The organism is Methanoplanus endosymbiosus, assembly GCF_024662215.1.
Lineage (GTDB): Archaea > Halobacteriota > Methanomicrobia > Methanomicrobiales > Methanomicrobiaceae > Methanoplanus > Methanoplanus endosymbiosus.
On the sequence record NZ_CP096115.1, the window covers coordinates 1,943,047 to 1,959,048 of the forward strand.

At 45.5% G+C, this 16,002-nt stretch carries 13 protein-coding genes, 3 tRNA genes and 1 rRNA gene; 9 read left to right on the forward strand and 8 right to left on the reverse strand.

All coding sequences use genetic code 11. The annotated features are described in order from the left end of the window. The first annotated feature begins 205 nt into the window (after positions 1 to 205). Entirely contained in the window at positions 206 to 541 is a 336-nt protein-coding gene (locus tag L6E24_RS08575; RefSeq protein ID WP_257741578.1) for a 4a-hydroxytetrahydrobiopterin dehydratase, read from the forward strand. Between the two features lie 88 nt (positions 542 to 629). Here the strand turns inward: L6E24_RS08575 and trxA are convergent, their stop codons facing one another. Continuing rightward, positions 630 to 1,055, reverse strand: a complete 426-nt coding sequence (gene trxA, locus L6E24_RS08580; protein ID WP_257741579.1) for a thioredoxin — start codon at positions 1,053 to 1,055, stop codon at positions 630 to 632. 163 nt (positions 1,056 to 1,218) lie between these two features. Between trxA and L6E24_RS08585 the strand changes: the two genes are divergently transcribed. Beyond that, positions 1,219 to 1,293 (forward strand) — tRNA-Met (locus L6E24_RS08585). 310 nt (positions 1,294 to 1,603) lie between these two features. Then, a tRNA-Met gene (locus L6E24_RS08590) sits at positions 1,604 to 1,678 on the forward strand. 197 nt (positions 1,679 to 1,875) lie between these two features. Here the strand turns inward: L6E24_RS08590 and L6E24_RS08595 are convergent. From L6E24_RS08595 to L6E24_RS08610, 4 genes are read right to left on the reverse strand one after another with little or no spacing between them, the layout of a single operon-like run. Further along, positions 1,876 to 4,095 (reverse strand): PKD domain-containing protein, encoded by a 2,220-nt coding sequence (locus L6E24_RS08595; protein WP_257741580.1) that lies wholly within the window; start codon positions 4,093 to 4,095, stop codon positions 1,876 to 1,878. A 59-nt stretch (positions 4,096 to 4,154) separates the two neighbouring features. Then, positions 4,155 to 5,573: an amidophosphoribosyltransferase gene (purF, locus tag L6E24_RS08600; protein WP_257741581.1), complete on the reverse strand. Its 1,419-nt coding sequence runs from the start codon at positions 5,571 to 5,573 to the stop codon at positions 4,155 to 4,157. Positions 5,574 to 5,577: 4 nt separating this feature from the next. Further along, complete coding sequence (locus tag L6E24_RS08605; protein ID WP_004077315.1) at positions 5,578 to 5,760, reverse strand: 50S ribosomal protein L37e; 183 nt, start codon at positions 5,758 to 5,760, stop codon at positions 5,578 to 5,580. A gap of 38 nt (positions 5,761 to 5,798) precedes the next feature. After that, on the reverse strand, positions 5,799 to 6,026 hold the full coding sequence (locus tag L6E24_RS08610) for an LSM domain-containing protein (protein ID WP_004077316.1): 228 nt from the start codon (positions 6,024 to 6,026) through the stop codon (positions 5,799 to 5,801). A 116-nt stretch (positions 6,027 to 6,142) separates the two neighbouring features. On the opposite strand from L6E24_RS08610, the gene L6E24_RS08615 reads away from it, so the two are divergent. From L6E24_RS08615 to L6E24_RS08630, 4 genes are all read left to right on the forward strand, one after another. After that, positions 6,143 to 6,640: an RNA-binding protein gene (locus L6E24_RS08615; protein ID WP_257741582.1), complete on the forward strand. Its 498-nt coding sequence runs from the start codon at positions 6,143 to 6,145 to the stop codon at positions 6,638 to 6,640. Positions 6,641 to 6,750: 110 nt separating this feature from the next. Continuing rightward, complete coding sequence (locus L6E24_RS08620) at positions 6,751 to 7,119, forward strand: cell division protein SepF (protein ID WP_257741583.1); 369 nt, start codon at positions 6,751 to 6,753, stop codon at positions 7,117 to 7,119. A 4-nt stretch (positions 7,120 to 7,123) separates the two neighbouring features. Further along, the gene (locus L6E24_RS08625) at positions 7,124 to 7,651 is read left to right on the forward strand and encodes a ZPR1 zinc finger domain-containing protein (protein WP_257741584.1); all 528 of its coding nucleotides are present in this window, start codon (positions 7,124 to 7,126) and stop codon (positions 7,649 to 7,651) included. A gap of 118 nt (positions 7,652 to 7,769) precedes the next feature. Beyond that, positions 7,770 to 8,753 (forward strand): Vms1/Ankzf1 family peptidyl-tRNA hydrolase, encoded by a 984-nt coding sequence (locus L6E24_RS08630; protein WP_257741585.1) that lies wholly within the window; start codon positions 7,770 to 7,772, stop codon positions 8,751 to 8,753. 30 nt (positions 8,754 to 8,783) lie between these two features. Here the strand turns inward: L6E24_RS08630 and L6E24_RS08635 are convergent, their stop codons facing one another. The 3 genes from L6E24_RS08635 to L6E24_RS08645 form a co-directional block, all read right to left on the reverse strand. Next, positions 8,784 to 11,015 (reverse strand): BMP family ABC transporter substrate-binding protein, encoded by a 2,232-nt coding sequence (locus L6E24_RS08635; protein ID WP_257741586.1) that lies wholly within the window; start codon positions 11,013 to 11,015, stop codon positions 8,784 to 8,786. A 69-nt stretch (positions 11,016 to 11,084) separates the two neighbouring features. Next, positions 11,085 to 12,095 (reverse strand): phosphoribosylformylglycinamidine cyclo-ligase, encoded by a 1,011-nt coding sequence (gene purM, locus L6E24_RS08640; RefSeq protein WP_257741587.1) that lies wholly within the window; start codon positions 12,093 to 12,095, stop codon positions 11,085 to 11,087. Further along, positions 12,092 to 13,480, reverse strand: coding sequence for an aspartate kinase (locus tag L6E24_RS08645; protein WP_257741588.1), 1,389 nt, complete (start codon positions 13,478 to 13,480; stop codon positions 12,092 to 12,094). The genes purM and L6E24_RS08645 overlap by 4 nt, the downstream gene beginning before the upstream one ends. A gap of 779 nt (positions 13,481 to 14,259) precedes the next feature. Between L6E24_RS08645 and L6E24_RS08650 the strand changes: the two genes are divergently transcribed. Next, positions 14,260 to 15,728, forward strand: a 16S ribosomal RNA gene (locus tag L6E24_RS08650). 79 nt (positions 15,729 to 15,807) lie between these two features. Then, positions 15,808 to 15,880 (forward strand) — tRNA-Ala (locus L6E24_RS08655). The last annotated feature ends 122 nt before the right edge of the window (positions 15,881 to 16,002 follow it).

A 16,002-nucleotide genomic window follows, 5' to 3' on the forward strand; every position in this document is an offset into this window, starting at 1 on the left:
TCGTTATTCACAAACAGTTCATTTTTTTAAAAAAATAAATGTTAACCGGTTGTTTTTTTCCTGTTGGGTGGCTGATGTGCTGTAATGGGCCTGATATCAACTCTTATTTCTCATGTGTTCTCCATGATTTGGTTCGGTTTTTACTGCATCTCCTGTGCGTCTCTCAGGATTATATTTTTCTTATAACACCGTATAGAATAATACAATGGATCTTCATAAGCAGAGATGCGACCCTGAACCTTCCAGAATCTCCCCGCTTGCCCGACGGGATATTCTTGATTATATTGACCGGGTGCCCGGATGGGAAATTTCCGAGAGAAAACTTGTCCGGAAGTTTGATCTCAAATCATTTGAGGGATGTCTTGACTTTCTTGCTGATCTGAATGATCTCTCAAAGCGCGAGGGTCATTTTCCGGATGTTATGATTTATAACCGTAAAAATCTTGTAATTGCCTGGTACACCTATGAAAGTGGCGGGATCACAAGGAATGATTTTATCATGGCAGCAAAAATGAACTTTAGTGAACGATTCAGGGTCTGATCTCTGTTTTAAAATTATTTTCCCTGTCTCTATTTTTAGGATTATCTTTTAATGCTCTGTTATTTTTCACCGTTATTGTCTTTATTTTTCAGATCTGAAAGGTGGACTTTATTCTCTTCCTGATATTCTCCTTTGGATATGCGCCTGTAAGCCTGTCTGCTATCTGGCCCCCTGAGAAGAATAGAAGTGTCGGAATTGCAGAGATCTGAAAGCGCATTGCGATTGGCTGATTTTCATCGGTATTGCATTTGCCAAAGGCGACTTCCCCGCAGAATTCTGCTGCCAGTTCTTCCATTGCCGGCGCTATCTTTTTGCACGGGCCGCACCATTCAGCCCAGAGATCTATAACTGCATGCCTGTTTGCAGCAATAAAGTCATCAAGGCTGAGTTCGTTAATCTCTGTAATTCCCTGACTGGTGCAGGCAGATCTTCTCTCAATTGTCTTCTGCATCTCCTTAAGCCTCTTCTGCCTTATCATCTCAAGGTCATCATCAAACCCTTCCTTCTCATCCATGAAGAGTGTTCAGACTCATATCCTTTAATATATTCCGGATTTCTGAGATTATTTTTCAGAACCGTTTGTTTCAGCAATACTTCGGGCATATTCCGTTCCGGGATTTATATCTGAAATAGAAAGTTATATCCCATCTCCGGTAAACATAATATAGCACTCGCAGAGCGAGGTGGGGTAGTCAGGAAATCCCGTCGGGCTCATAACCCGAAGACCAATGGTTCAAATCCATTCCTCGCTATTAATGTTCTTCTTTTTGTGAAATATTTTCCTTTAGCATATGCACTCTCTGTATCTTTCCTTCATTCAGAATCTCCCGGAATGCTGTATTATCATCTGATTGGGTCATCCGGAATATTTTCTGTAATCACAACTTCCGCGTCATTTCTGAGGTCAGAATTAATTTTATCTCCTTTATGGTGTTACTTTCCTGTTATCTCTTCAGTTTGTGCTCTTATCTCCGCATTTTTTGATTTGTCTCTTTCGGATTTTTGCTGCTTATGATGGTGAAGGTTTATCCCTTTGCAGGTGAATGTAATATAGCACAGTGGAGCGAGGTGGGGTAGTCAGGAAATCCCGTCGGGCTCATAACCCGAAGACCAATGGTTCAAATCCATTCTTCGCTATCAGTTCTTTTATTCTGAATATTTTTTTACAGTAGCTAATGCCCTCTCCGGGTATTATCATATGTTGCAGTTCTCTAAAAAAACAGGTTTTTATCACATTTCGGGTATTTCTACCTGAAATATGTGGTTTTATCCCTTCAGAATAGTCATACATGAGCCTGCGGGTTCACAGATTATGGATAAAAAATAGAAGTTTTTCATAGGAGATCTTTAAGTCCGTTAGCCGGATTGCCGGCGCTGCTTATGAAATCCGGAGTTTTTTCTGTCTCAGGGATTGCTGTGATTCCGGATAGCATCTCTTCCATCTTCTCATTGCCGCTTTCACTGATTAAAACCCCTGCATATCCTGTAATATTCTGGTACCCGGCGATAACACGGATACTTCCGGGTGATATGGCAGTGAACAGGCCGTCTGACGATATTTTTCCTTTCTGACCGTCTGATACTGTCCATTCCGGCTCAACCGGGAAGTATCTGCCTTTTGTATCGGTCGCACCTGCCTCAAACACCACGCTCTCTCCCGGCTTTAATCCGGCTGATACAGGATTTATGTATATTTTTGTGATCTCATCCCCTGTTTTTCCGGCAGGAACAGACATTATGGTTTTAATATCGGATGCGAAGCCGTTCCCGGCCTCAAGTGTGATGTCATATATTCCCGGCTCTTCAAAAGTGTGCAGCGGGTTCTGCTCATCCGAATATTCTCCGTCGCCGAAATACCATAACCATGAATCTGTGTAGCCATCTGACTCATCGGCAAACTGAATGGTAAGCCTCTCAGAATTGTTCTCCGGATAGTGGCAGGAGAAATCTGCATAAACGCTGTTTTCTGCTGTTATATATCCGGTTTTATTCTCTGAAACCTCTCCGAATTCGTTTGAGACAGTGAGATTTACTGAATAAATTCCTGGCCTGGTATAGACATGCACCGGGTTTTTGTTGTATGATCTGCTCCCGTCACCAAAGTCCCATACTCTCTCGCTTATCTTTCCGGATGACATATCCCTGAACTGAACATTCAGCGGCGCGGCACCTTCCCGGTTGAATGCCGAAAAATCAGCTTCCGGGACTTCTTCTACGGAGATGATTTTCTTCCTCTCTGCCGTAAAGCTCCCAAGTTCATTCTCAACTGTAAGTGATACGTCATATATTCCGGGTTCACTGTAGGTGTGTACCGGAGATGAGGATTCTGAGTATTCGCCATCTCCGAAATCCCACAGGTATGCTGTTCCCGATGATGCGCTTACAATGGCCCTTCCTGTAAACGTAACTTCAAGTGGTGCTGTTCCCGACAGCGGTTCCGCCTCAAATCCTGCAAGCGGCAGGGTCTTAGCATCAAGCCTGCATATTACAATGCAGTGACTGCTGCTGTCTTTCTCTCTCCAGACAATCCGGTTTTCTGAGACCTTCGGGTCTGAAACACCTGTTTTTGGTTCTGAAAGGATGCCTCCGTTCTCCGTCCTTAAGTCATAGAGCCTTATTGCCGTTCCTCTGTCCCCATAGCATTCATACACCACATAATCCCCTGAGATGTCCGGGTTTCTGCAGAATCCATCTCCTGAACTGAGAACTGTCGTCTCACCGTTGTCAGTGTCATACATTACAACAGCACCTTCCTTATCTCCTCTTCCGTTAAAGACCACTTTTCCCCGGTAAACTTCAAAACTGTCCGGAAAATCTCTTATGAGGATTACTTCATCTCCGGTTTTGAAGGATTTCCTGTGAAGGTCACCTGCTTCGGTCCAGTAAACATAATCGCTGTCTATTTTGGGGGAATGCTTATCTGATGTTCCGGAGATCCGCAGAGGAATTCCTGCCTCATCCGGTGACATTTTTATGAATATATTGGTGTAGCCGTTTAAACGGCCGTCAAGCCAGACAAGAAGGTTTCCGGATATTCCTGCATCTCCCTGGCTGGATAGATGCGGATCTGCGGCTTTTGCTGTACCGTTCTGAATATTATATACAAAAATCTGCCCCGGTCCGTTCAGGGTTCTGTTCTGAAATGCAACCTTCCCGACCGAAATTTCGGGCCTGAAGTCTGAATATCGCGAATCTGTGATGTCTGTGAATGATTCTTTACTGAAGTCATAAAGTCTGAGCCTGTTTATGCCGGAATCTGATTCTGTAAAGGCGAGATAATCCCCTTCGATGTCATAATTCAGCACCGGATTGTTGCCACAGCTGATCTCTGAGAGTTCTCCGGAGAAGGTGAACTCTATTGCAGAAGAGTCTGATACTAAAAATGCCGGAATGATGACTGTAATCATAATTGCTGATATTATGGTTTTCAGGTGAACTGCCCTGTCAGTCTCCGGAAATTTATATACTTTACAGGCCGTTTTTCCGGTGCGCATACAATCTGATATTGTTGTGGTCTGTATTATAAAATAGTTGGATATTTGATCATCCGGCATCTCCGGACCTATACCCGGGTCCGCATTATCGCCGGATTACTTATTTCAGGATAAGTTATTCAATCAAATTCTTTTAGCGCGCTCTGATATGTGCCTGATCTGTAGGCAACACATCGCGGGCAGGATTTCTCTTCTCCGATTTTAATCGGATATGTCCCTGTAAGACATCCTATGCAGAGATCATCTGGCGAAAGTCCTGTTGCCTTTATGAGGGACTCTATTGATATGTGATGCAGTGAGGTTGCCCCTATGTGTCTGCAAACCTCTTCCTGGCTCCTTGTACTGGCTATGAGCTCTTCTCTTGTTGCCATATCCACTCCAAGGTAGCAGGGTGATTTGATTGGCGGGGACCCTACTCTCATGTGGATCTCCTTTGCGCCTGCATCCCTGACAATATCAATGATTCTTCTGGCCGTTGTTCCCCTGACTATACTGTCATCCACAAGAACAACTGATTTATTCTTTATGTGACCTTTAACAGGGTTGAGCTTTATTCTGACGGCGTTTTCCCTTGCTTTCTGATCAGGCATAATGAATGTACGGCCTATATACCTGTTCTTTATCAGACCTTCTCTGTATGGTATGCCCGAACTCTCGGAATATCCGGTTGCGTGTGCAATGCCTGAGTCAGGTACAGGGGAGATTATATCTGACTGTACAGGTGCTTCAAGGTGCAGTGACTGGCCTATTCTTCTTCTGACATCATATACCAGTTTCCCGTCAATGACAGAGTCCGCACGTGCGAAATATATGTACTCAAATATGCAGTGGGCATGTTCTGATGATTCAGCAATCTGTGTGCAGGTTATACCCTCACTGTTAATTTTAATCAGTTCGCCGGGTTTGACATCGCGGATAAAATTTCCGTTCAGGGCATCTATTGCGACTGACTCTGAGCAGACTATATATCCGTCATTTAACTTCCCAAAACAGAGCGGCCTTATTCCAAGTGGATCCCTGAATGCATATACTGTATCGTCAACAAGAAGTGCAACTGAATAAGAACCCTCAAGTCTTTTCATACATGCTAAAACAGCGTCCTCTATGGATGAAGAATGCGTCAGCTCTTCAGCAATAATATTCCCGATTACCTCGGTGTCTGTGGTTGTACAGAATATCTGCCCGCGGTTTTCGTATTCTTCCTTTAACTGCCGGGTATTTGTAAGATTCCCGTTGTGGGCAATGGCAAATTTTCTGTTTTTAAATGTGAAATAAAAAGGCTGAATGTTCTCAGGGATCTTTGCCCCGGTTGTCGGATAGCGGACGTGCCCGACACCTGAATTTCCTTTGAGTTCATCAAGGATTCCGGCATCGAATACTTCTGCAACAAGGCCCTGTGCCTTGTGTTTATACAGATTTATGCCGTCAAAAGTAGTGATTCCCGCGCTCTCCTGTCCTCTGTGTTGGAGGGCATAAAGAGCGTAATAGATCGGGAAGGATACTCCGCCGGCATCTGTGATGCCAACGATTCCGCACATAGTTTCAGTGGGTTGGAGTCTTTGACTTCTTGGTTACCCAGTTGTATGAGCGCATTCTGCTGGTTTTTCCGAATCCACAGGATGAACATATCTTGTGGCGTTTGTGGTACGATAACTTACCGCATCTTCTGCAGACAATATGTGTCTGAGTCTGTCTTTTTCCTCTTGAAGGGGTACCCTTACTCATCTTAAATCACCATTAACAAAAGCATCAGATTTTTTTAATTATTCGACTGAAGGAGAGATGTAAATTACATTGTCGCCGCGTACAATCAGTGTGCCAGCTTTTGTTGTCACACCGTTTATCTCTTCCTCGGCATTCTCAAGTACAAGGTTCATGTGTACATCGTAACCCTGAAGTACTCCACGGATTTCTCTTCCGCCCTTAAGGCTTACGATGACAGGCTTCTGGTTAAGAGCCTTGTCTAAAATTTCAAGTGGTCTTTTGGTCATAAAATTCCCTTGTCTCTTTGATGAGGATTAGTATAATTGCGAGTGGAAGATACATAAATATAGCGCAAGAGAATAAACAGGCATATGCCCGATGTTATATTCGTGAGGAATAAAGAATGGCCAAAATTGGAGTGAAAAAGAGGTATAGTCTCCGGAAATCAAAAGTTTCTGATATATTTAAAAAACTTGAGGAGCAGATCGGAGAATCTTCTGCAATATTTAAGAAAGACAGAATTGAGGTTGTTGAGACAACAGCTGATTTTGAACTATATCTGACTGACAGAAATCCGTGGCTTATGGAGCTTAACGGGTGGGTATTTCCTACCCTGCGTGGCATTGTTAAAAATTCCTTCCCTGAAAGGAAGGTTGTAGTGGATTCCGGCGCAGTCCCTTATATGGTGAACGGCGCTGATCTCATGCGCCCCGGAGTAATCTCTGTCAGCCATGATATTAAGAAGGGAATGCCATTTGTGATATATGAGGTCACGCACGGCAAGCCCCTTGCCATTGCCGAGGCGCTTATGGATGCCGCAGAGATGGAGGCGGCTGATAAGGGCAAGGTGGGGAAAAATGTTCATTATGTCGGCGATGACCTCTGGAATCTTGAGTTTTAATGCTGCATTGGAATTTTTTGCATAATTTCATGTGAGATCTCCCTTTTTTTTAATGCCGGCCGGGAACACAATGGATAATAATAAATAAAATTCATTCTACAATCTTTGCTATGGCTAAAAAGTTTGGTTCTCTATTTAGAAGGGGCAACCAGCCGGAGGAGTCCGATTACATGGAGCTCGACCTTGCCTCAATTGAGTCTACAGGCGAAGGCGGACCAGCTTCCATGTATATCAAGATCGCAACCATAAATGAAATCCGCGACACTCCAAGAATTAAGGACGAAGTATATAACGGCAATATTGTTATTGTTGATATCGGGCGGCTTAAGATGGACAAGATCACATATGAGAGGGTACTGAAAGATCTCAGTGATGTTGCACAGGATGTGAATGGAGATATCTGTGGTCTTGGTGACCAGAAATATGTCATACTCACGCCTATGTCTGTGAAAGTTTCACGCGAGAAGATTGGAGGATAATTATTTGAAGAGGGTTATTGTTGCACCCTGTCCGAACTGTTCGTCAGATATAGAATATATATACCAGACTGAAAATATTCCTTATTTCCCGGACATTCTGATCTCTTCTGTTGTCTGTGACTGCGGCTTTAAATCTGTTGATGTCCAGATTATGGGCGATACTGACCCTGTACGGTACACTCTTTCAGTTGAATCTGAAGAGGATCTCAGTGTAAGGGTCATCAGAAGTACGGGCGGGTCTATAGAAATTCCTGAACTTGGTATCCTTGTTGAACCGGGGCCAATGTGTGAAGGTTTTATCACAAATGTAGAGGGAGTTCTGTACAGGTTTGAAAATACTATTGAGGGGATTCTTACCTGGGCAGAGGATGAGCAGAGGGAGAACGCTGAAAAACTGCTGGATACCCTCAGAAAAGCCAGAGCCGGAGAAATACCTTTTACACTCATCGTTCAGGACAGTTGCGGAAACAGCGGCATTGTAAGTGACAGGGCCGTGAAGTCTGATTTCATACCATATGAGCATGAGGATTAGGACTCCTGGATGAGTTTTTCTCCGGAATTATAGATTATATGCTGTGCGGTGCATGATTGTGTCAGGATAACTCCTGGCTGTTTTTTTATTGGATATATGCGATATCCGGCTGATAGATATGCTTGACAAATTTCTTGGAAAGGATCACAAACGGGAGCTTGAGGCGTTAAATTCAGAGATCTTCCGGCTTGGAAAGGAGAATGAAAAGCTGAGGCTCAGGCTCTCCAAAAGGGAGGAGAAGGCCGCTCAGGACCCTGCAAAAATTCAGGAACTCTCTGAGGCTCTCAATAGGGCTGAGACAAAAGTCCGGGTGCTTGAGCATGAGCTTTCGGCACTTAAGGATATGAGTACTGCTGATGATTCTCCTTCATACAGCCGTTTTACTCTGAGCAGAAGGGAGAGCCTTGGGTTTACTGAAAAGATCCTCCTCCTTGCCGGAAATTACAGTGTCAGGGCATGTTATCTCCCACCGGACGGGCTTTCTGACCTTACAGAGGATTTTTTGGATGAGAGGATGAGGGAACTGTCAGAGTCTGTACGTTCTGACACTGGTATTTTCTTCTTTTATGAACCGGAAAATGATCCATTCTTCTTTTTTGCAGTTATCCCGCCTTTCTCTGTCTCCGGAATATCGGGCAGGATTCCTGCTGAAGAGTGCGCAGGGCATCTCATGGATTCACTGTCAGGGCGCAGGGATATCTCATTTGTGTGTGCCCATGCCGGCAGCAGTTTTATTGGTCTGGCATCTGAGGAGGGTTTTTTATCCGGGAAGTATATCGAGACCGGAGTTAAGGAGAAGCACAGCAAGGGTGGCTGGTCTCAGAAGAGATTTGAGCGGCTGAGAGAGGAGGACATAAAGAAGCACGGTGATAAGGTCAGGGAGAGTTATGAGGATTTTATCCGTGATTCAGGACTTATCCCGGACAGTGTCGTCCTCTGTGGTGAACCTGCGCTTAGTGAATATATAATTTCAGGCATTCATAATAGCGGCGGCGGTTCAGCTCCTCTGATTAAGAAAATTATTGATGCTAAGCCTGAGAAGCATGCCGGAGAAAGAATTGTAAAAGAGATCTGGTCATCTGTCTGGTACAGGATTGTCTGAATCCCTGCACCTGACATTTATATTCCAAAATTAAATTCTTTCTGTGTATCTTCTCTCTTCTGTCTCTGCTGCATTCCTCCATTTTTCCATAAGTTCTGAATACTTATCTGTAAATTTATCACTTGTCAGAAGTCCTGTCCCGCTGTTCTCCATTGAGTACAGTATATTTCCTGATTTGAAATCTCCTGCAAGTGTTTCATTTATTCCGGTTTTCACAGATCCTTCTATATTTTTCACAACCGAAGCGGCTATCACCCCTGGTGCAAGATACGACTGATCAACGTCTTCGCCAATGAGATAAACTCCTCCGTGGTTTATTGCCGAATTTACGATGCCTGTATTTGAACTTCCGGCAAGCATGATTATAACGTCCACCCCGGAGTTATACATCCGGTCTGCAACCTCTTCTGCTTTATCCGGCATTGAAAAACCTTCAAATCCGGAAGATACATAATTTACCGATGTATAGACATCCGGATCATAGGCATATGCCCCTGCTTTAAACCCTTCAGTGAACGGTTTTATCACTCCGGCATCAGTTCCGGCAATTATCCCTATATTCTCCGTCTCTGTCATCTCTGCGGCAAGGACTCCGGCAAGATATGAACCTCCGTATGGCATGAATGTGCAGACTGCATGATTGCTCAGATTGCTCCCGCTCTGCTCAACTCCGATAAACCTGATGTCAGGGTTCTTCTCTGCCCAGTCTGCTGTGTATTCATCAAACTCGTAACCTATGGTTATCACAAGGTCTGGTTTTTCTGTAAAACTGCCCGATGCAAATATTTCATTCACTTTCGGTGCGTCATTCAGTGAGAACTCCCGTTTGATGAAACTGTTCTCTTCATATGCAGAAGAGAGTCCTGTATATGCTGCATCTGCAAAAGAGCGGTCACCTTTCACTGAGGGATAGAATATCCAGACTGTGCCTTTTTCTTCACTTGTTTCTGCCGGAATTCCGGTATATGATAGTCCCGGAAGGCGCGGCTGATACTGCTTATCTGATGAATAATATTTTCTCTCCCTGAAATCCCCCTCTTCAATGACCCAGCAGGCGTAATAGCCACTGTCCGGCCCAATCATACCGTCTCTGAAGTCAAGTGTGCCCGAAGCACCTGATACGTCAGGTTTACCTCCTGAAAGTATGTACGAGATCGACTCTCCGGCTTCCTGGCTGTCCCAGCCTTTGTATATGCCTGAGGTTGCTGTCACGCTTTCAAAGGCTTCTGCATATGTCTCTTCCGGGTGCGTCATATTCCACGCGGCTGTATATGCTGCAAGCATTACCGCGTCATATGTCTGTGCCGAAAATACTCCCGGAAGTTCTTTATTTCTTATTGAATATGGTATGTAATATCCTGTCGTGGGGTCATATGAGGGTGATATGCCACAGATTCCTTCCGCATTTATACCAAGTTTCTCAATTATATATGGTGATCTTCCGCCGTCTGTCAGGAAGAGTTCTGCATCTGATCCGGCATCATTCAGGTTCTCCTTTATCATAACAGCCTCTTCGGGCATGACTGCGGCTATTATGTAATCCGGATTCAGGGCTGCGATGCTGTAAACCAAGTCTGAGTCCTGGGTTTTGTCATTTGTCAGTGTTATGCTTTTAATCAGTTCTATTCTGACAGATTCTGCATATTCGGGTGCATATCCGTCAAATGTCCTGCCATAGGCTGAATCCTCATATATAAGGCATGCCGATTCTGCGCCCTTCTCTTTTAATATCTCAAAGATTACTGCTGCCTGTGCATGGTCCCCGGTGACTGTTCTTCTGAAATATCCGGAGTCCGTGAACTGTGCGGATACTTCCATTGATGAAGCTGAAGGGCTGATCAGCAGTTTTTTATTTTCAATAAATACAGGTGCTGCCTTTAATGCCTCTTCACTTGATGAAGGGCCGATGAAGATGTTTATATCCGGATCTCCGGCTGCCTCTTCTGCAATCTCTGTGATCTCCTTTCCGTCTGTATCAAAAAAGAGAGCTTTCACAGGTGTACCGCCAATTCCGCCGGCGCTGTTTATGTCAGATACTGCCATCTGCACCGGTGTTTTAAAATCAAATATTTCTTCGCCGGATATGGGCAGAAGAACACCTATTTTTATTTCTGTTGTGCCCTGTGGCGGGCCGGCAGAGCTGTGGTCTGTTTCAGAACCACCTAAGCATCCGGCTGTGAATATTACCAGTGCAGATGCTGCAAGAACTGTAAACTGAAAAAAAAGCCTGAAATAATTATTGTAATTTTGTTTTATACCCATCCTTATATAGGGGTTGTTCTCTTTTTGGATATATATCAGTTGGATGACAATTGTTCATCTGTCTGACAATCAGTGGAATTCCTCACCTTCAAGGCGGATTCCCGGTGATGAGGATATTCTTCCTACTACTGAGGCATCAGGGGCGGTTCTGAGAATTTCACTCTCCTCTGATTCCGGAGCTATGAATACATATCCCATGCCCATGTTGAATGTGCGGTACATCTCATGCTTTTCCACATTTCCAACCTCTTCTATCCAGTCATATACCGGCTGGGGTTTTACCGGGTTTTCAATCTCAAAGCCGAATTTTCCGAGCCTTTCCAGGTTTCTGAGTCCGCCGCCTGTGATGTGGCACATGCCATGGACTTCTGCTGCGTCTGTGACCTTCAGGACTTCGCTGTAAATTCTTGTCGGTGTCAGCAGTTCTTCACCAAGTGTCTTTCCCCAGGGCATCTTCTCGTCATATCCTGCATATGAATCAACTATATTTCTGGCAAGGGTGAGGCCGTTTGAGTGAATTCCGCTTGATGGGAGGCCGAATATAAGGTCATCTTCCTTAATTCCGGAGCCGTCTATGATCTTATCCTTCTTCTGAACACCAAGGCATGTGCCTGCAAGATCAAGGCCATTTACGAGACCTTTGAGGGTTGCAGTCTCGCCACCTATGAGGTTCATATTGGAGAGGCGTGCGCCTTCGTTTAGCCCCTCGCCTATCTGGCGCATCTTGTCGGTCTGCACACTTTCGGTTGCGATATAATCAACAAATGCAATTGGCTCAATGTTCATCACATAGAGGTCGTTTACATTCATTGCAATACAGTCGATACCCAGTGTGGACCAGTCTTTCATCCGGTCAGCAACAAGCATCTTTGTACCGACTCCGTCAACCGCAAGTGCAAGGACATATTCTCCGAATTCAACAAGTCCTGCGAAATGGCCGACATTGCTGTACATACCAAAGTCACCTGTCCTTCTGTAGGTGAGCATCTTCACAAGTGCCGATACGCCTTCTGCCTCAAGGTTGATGTCAACTCCGGCATCCCTGTATGTGTGGCTCTTTTTCTCAAATAGTGGGTTCATTCCTCACATTCTCCTGATAATTCAAATTCATCGTGAAGTACTTTTACAGCTTTTATTCCATCGTCTTCCTTTACAATGAATGAGATGTTTACTTCTGATGAGCCTTGTGAGATCATCATCAGGTTGATCTCGTTTTTGCCAAGTGCTGTAAATATTCTGCCGGATATTCCAGGTGTGCCTGCCATGCCCACGCCTACAACTGCAACGGCGCATATGTCACGGTCATATGTGACTTCTCTGATGTAGCCGCCTTTTTTAACAGAACCAAGGGCTGATATTGCTATGTCGAGATGTTCATCGTCCACTACGAGTGATATGTTGGCTTCGGAGGAGGCCTGTGATATCATCATTATATTGACACTGTTTGAGGCAAGTTCTCCGAATATTGCCCGTGCAACTCCCGGCCTTCCGACCATCTGTGCGCCGGTGATGTTGATTAAGGATACCTTGTCTATGTAGGTTATGCCTTTTACAACTCTCTTGTCCCTGTGCTGTTTTGAGAGGACACAGCTTCCGCCTGCGCCGGGATTGAAGGTGTTCTTCACCCTTACAGGAATTCCTTTCTGCATGGCCGGTTCGATTGATCGTGGGTGGAGGACTTCTGCTCCGAAGTATGAGAGTTCCATTGCCTCAAGGTAGGATATATCAGGCAGGACTCTTGCATCCGGAATAATTCTTGGGTCAGATGTCATAATTCCGTCAACATCTGTCCAGATCCAGATCTCTTCCGCGTCGATTGCCGCGCCTACGATTGCTGCTGAGTAGTCTGATCCTGATCGTCCGAGGGTTGTAACAATGCCTGTGCCTGTGCACCCCATATATCCCATAACTACGGGGACATACTCCTGCATCAGTGGCAGGACGCGGGACTTTATCTTCTGTTCACTTTCCGGGAGGACATTTGCACAGCCGTGCCTTTCGTTTGTCATTATGCCGGCTTCACATCCGTTTAGCGGAACAGAGGGGATTCCTTCCTCTCTTAATGCAGCGCTGACAATTCTTGCTGAAAGCCTCTCTCCGAATGAGATTATATAGTCCTTTGATCTTGGAGTGAGCTCGCGCAGGTTGTGAATTGCAGTCAGGATATTTCTCAGGTTTTCGAGTTTTATGTCGATCTCCTGCATTACTGTATCTGTTTCGCCTGGTGCAACTGCCTCAAGGACCTTTTTATGGCGTGCCCTGAGTGAATGGATCGTTGTCTCGATCGGTGGTTCGTCCAGTGATTCAACTGCTTCCTTTGCAATGATATGGAGCTGATCGGTTACTCCGGACATTGCAGACACAACTACTGCCAGTTCGTTTCCGGTATTGTGGTGGTGTTTCAGTATAGAGACTACGCGGGCGATGCACTTTTCATCACCTACGGATGTCCCTCCGAATTTCATTAAAAGTCTCAATTCAGCTCACTCGTTTTTTGTTATATCTCTTTACATTTATGGCATTTTGATAGTATTAATGTAAGGGTGGGTATGGGGAATCCGGTTTTTTTGTTTGTGCTTATCCTGTGTGTGTCAGATCAGTTGAGCACTGTTAATAATAAAAATGAGTTCTCTCTCCTGAAGTTTTTTTGATTATGGTTGTCTGTGAATGATTCCGGAGATGTTTCTTAAGAATCTGCGCCGGTATAATCTCTTCATTATTTTTGTAAATTTTTCCGGATGTTCATCTGACTTTTATATGGAGGTTTGTGGTGATTTGCGCGAGTGATCAAAATGTCATGGAAAAACGGCGTTCTGCCGTTTTTTTGTTACGGATGATTGGGTTTTTCCTGAAAATTCTCTCATTTCCTGCAAGGGTTTATATGTGGCGGCATACAACATTGTAAGGCCGAAGTATTACGGGAACAGACGCCTCAGGGTGGCTGTAACGTTTAATTCGGGAGTCCTGTGAGTTTTTTCACAGGGTGGAAGTAAAGCTAAGATGGATTCGCTGAGATATGCTTTCCTCTGCTTTTTGTAAATCGTAAAACAATGTGTTTATATAACAATAAACCTTACATTGTTACCTCGATTCTTAGATGGAGAACCGAAAGCACCCGGATGGGGGTGTCGGTTCTGACGTTGGCACTGACAATGCGGAAATTTGTTTAATAACCGCTAATTCCTTTTAGATAAACTAGTGAAAAATCGATAGTGTGCCGAAGTGTAAGTACTTCAAACAATTAATTCTGGTTGATCCTGCCAGAGGTCACTGCTATCGGGGTTCGATTAAGCCATGCGAGTTGAGAGGGTTAAGACCCTCGGCAGACTGCTCAGTAACACGTGGATAACCTGCCCTAAGGTGGAGGATAACCCCGGGAAACTGGGGATAATACTCCATAGGTTAAAGATACTGGAATGTTCTTTAACCGAAAGTTCCGGCGCCTTAGGATGGATCTGCGGCCGATTAGGTTGTTGTTGGGGTAGTGGCCCAACAAGCCTGTAATCGGTACGGGTTGTGGGAGCAAGAGCCCGGAGATGGAATCTGAGACACGATTCCAGGCCCTACGGGGCGCAGCAGGCGCGAAAACTTTACAATGCAGGAAACTGTGATAAGGGAACCCCGAGTGCCCGTATATGCGGGCTGTCCGGATGTCTAAAAAGCATCCGAAGAAAGGGCCGGGCAAGACCGGTGCCAGCCGCCGCGGTAATACCGGCGGCTCGAGTGGTGGCCACTTTTATTGGGCTTAAAGCGTTCGTAGCTTGAATAATAAGTCTCTTGGGAAATCTGCAGGCTTAACCTGCAGGCGTTTAAGAGAAACTGTTGTTCTAGGAACCGGAAGAGGTGAGAGGTACTCCGGGGGTAGGAGTGAAATCCTGTAATCCCCGGGGGACCACCGATGGCGAAGGCATCTCACCAGGACGGCTTCGACAGTGAGGAACGAAAGCTGGGGGAGCGAACCGGATTAGATACCCGGGTAGTCCCAGCCGTAAACGATGTGCGTTAGGTGTGCCGGTGACCACGAGTCTCCGGGGTGCCGAAGGGAAACCGTGAAACGTACCGCCTGGGAAGTACGGTCGCAAGGCTGAAACTTAAAGGAATTGGCGGGGGAGCACCACAACGGGTGGAGCCTGCGGTTTAATTGGACTCAACGCCGGAAATCTCACCGGATAAGACAGCGGAATGATAACCAGGTTGAAGACTTTGTTTGACCAGCTGAGAGGAGGTGCATGGCCGTCGTCAGTTCGTACTGTGAAGCATCCTGTTTAGTCAGGCAACGAGCGAGACCCACGCCAACAGTTGCCAGCATGTTCTCCGGAATGATGGGGACACTGTTGGGACCGCCTCTGCTAAAGAGGAGGAAGGAATGGGCAACGGTAGGTCAGCATGCCCCGAATTATCCGGGCTACACGCGGGCTACAATGGTCAGGACAATGGGTAACGGCACTGAGAAGTGTAGTCAATCCCCTAAACCTGTCCCAAGTTCGGATTGTGGGCTGCAACTCGCCCACATGAAGCTGGAATCCGTAGTAATCGCGTTTCAACATAGCGCGGTGAATACGTCCCTGCTCCTTGCACACACCGCCCGTCAAACCACCCGAGTGAGGTTTGGATGAGGCTGTGGTTTATTGCCGCAGTCGAATCTAGGTTTCGCAAGGGGGGTTAAGTCGTAACAAGGTAGCCGTAGGGGAATCTGCGGCTGGATCACCTCCTAACGAAATATCGTGAGGGGTAATTAGCGGTTATTAAACAAACTGTAAAATTGTCAGTGTTAACATAAACAAAAAGCAGAGGGCTCATAGCTCAGCTGGAAGAGCGCGGCGTTTGCAACGCCGAGGCCGGGGGTTCAAATCCCCCTGGGTCCATAGCCGTTTTTTCGGAAACGGCTTTTCAATGCACCCGTTGATGTGAATCGACGGGGAAGGGCTGAGAGTCAGTAAGGACTCTTTGAGGCCGTGTATAGGTATTCACACAACGACGTTAAATG

Bases quoted from the DNA above. Each gene is read 5' to 3' on its own strand.
- L6E24_RS08645 (WP_257741588.1), bottom strand. From the start codon at position 13,480: ATGAAATTCGGAGGGACATCCGTAGGTGATGAAAAGTGCATCGCCCGC.
- L6E24_RS08575 (WP_257741578.1), top strand. From the start codon at position 206: ATGGATCTTCATAAGCAGAGATGCGACCCTGAACCTTCCAGAATCTCC.
- L6E24_RS08630 (WP_257741585.1), top strand. From the start codon at position 7,770: ATGCTTGACAAATTTCTTGGAAAGGATCACAAACGGGAGCTTGAGGCG.
- purM (WP_257741587.1), bottom strand. From the start codon at position 12,095: ATGAACCCACTATTTGAGAAAAAGAGCCACACATACAGGGATGCCGGA.
- trxA (WP_257741579.1), bottom strand. From the start codon at position 1,055: ATGGATGAGAAGGAAGGGTTTGATGATGACCTTGAGATGATAAGGCAG.
- L6E24_RS08610 (WP_004077316.1), bottom strand. From the start codon at position 6,026: ATGACCAAAAGACCACTTGAAATTTTAGACAAGGCTCTTAACCAGAAG.
- L6E24_RS08635 (WP_257741586.1), bottom strand. From the start codon at position 11,015: ATGGGTATAAAACAAAATTACAATAATTATTTCAGGCTTTTTTTTCAG.
- L6E24_RS08620 (WP_257741583.1), top strand. From the start codon at position 6,751: ATGGCTAAAAAGTTTGGTTCTCTATTTAGAAGGGGCAACCAGCCGGAG.
- purF (WP_257741581.1), bottom strand. From the start codon at position 5,573: ATGTGCGGAATCGTTGGCATCACAGATGCCGGCGGAGTATCCTTCCCG.
- L6E24_RS08605 (WP_004077315.1), bottom strand. From the start codon at position 5,760: ATGAGTAAGGGTACCCCTTCAAGAGGAAAAAGACAGACTCAGACACAT.
- L6E24_RS08615 (WP_257741582.1), top strand. From the start codon at position 6,143: ATGGCCAAAATTGGAGTGAAAAAGAGGTATAGTCTCCGGAAATCAAAA.
- L6E24_RS08595 (WP_257741580.1), bottom strand. From the start codon at position 4,095: ATGCCGGATGATCAAATATCCAACTATTTTATAATACAGACCACAACA.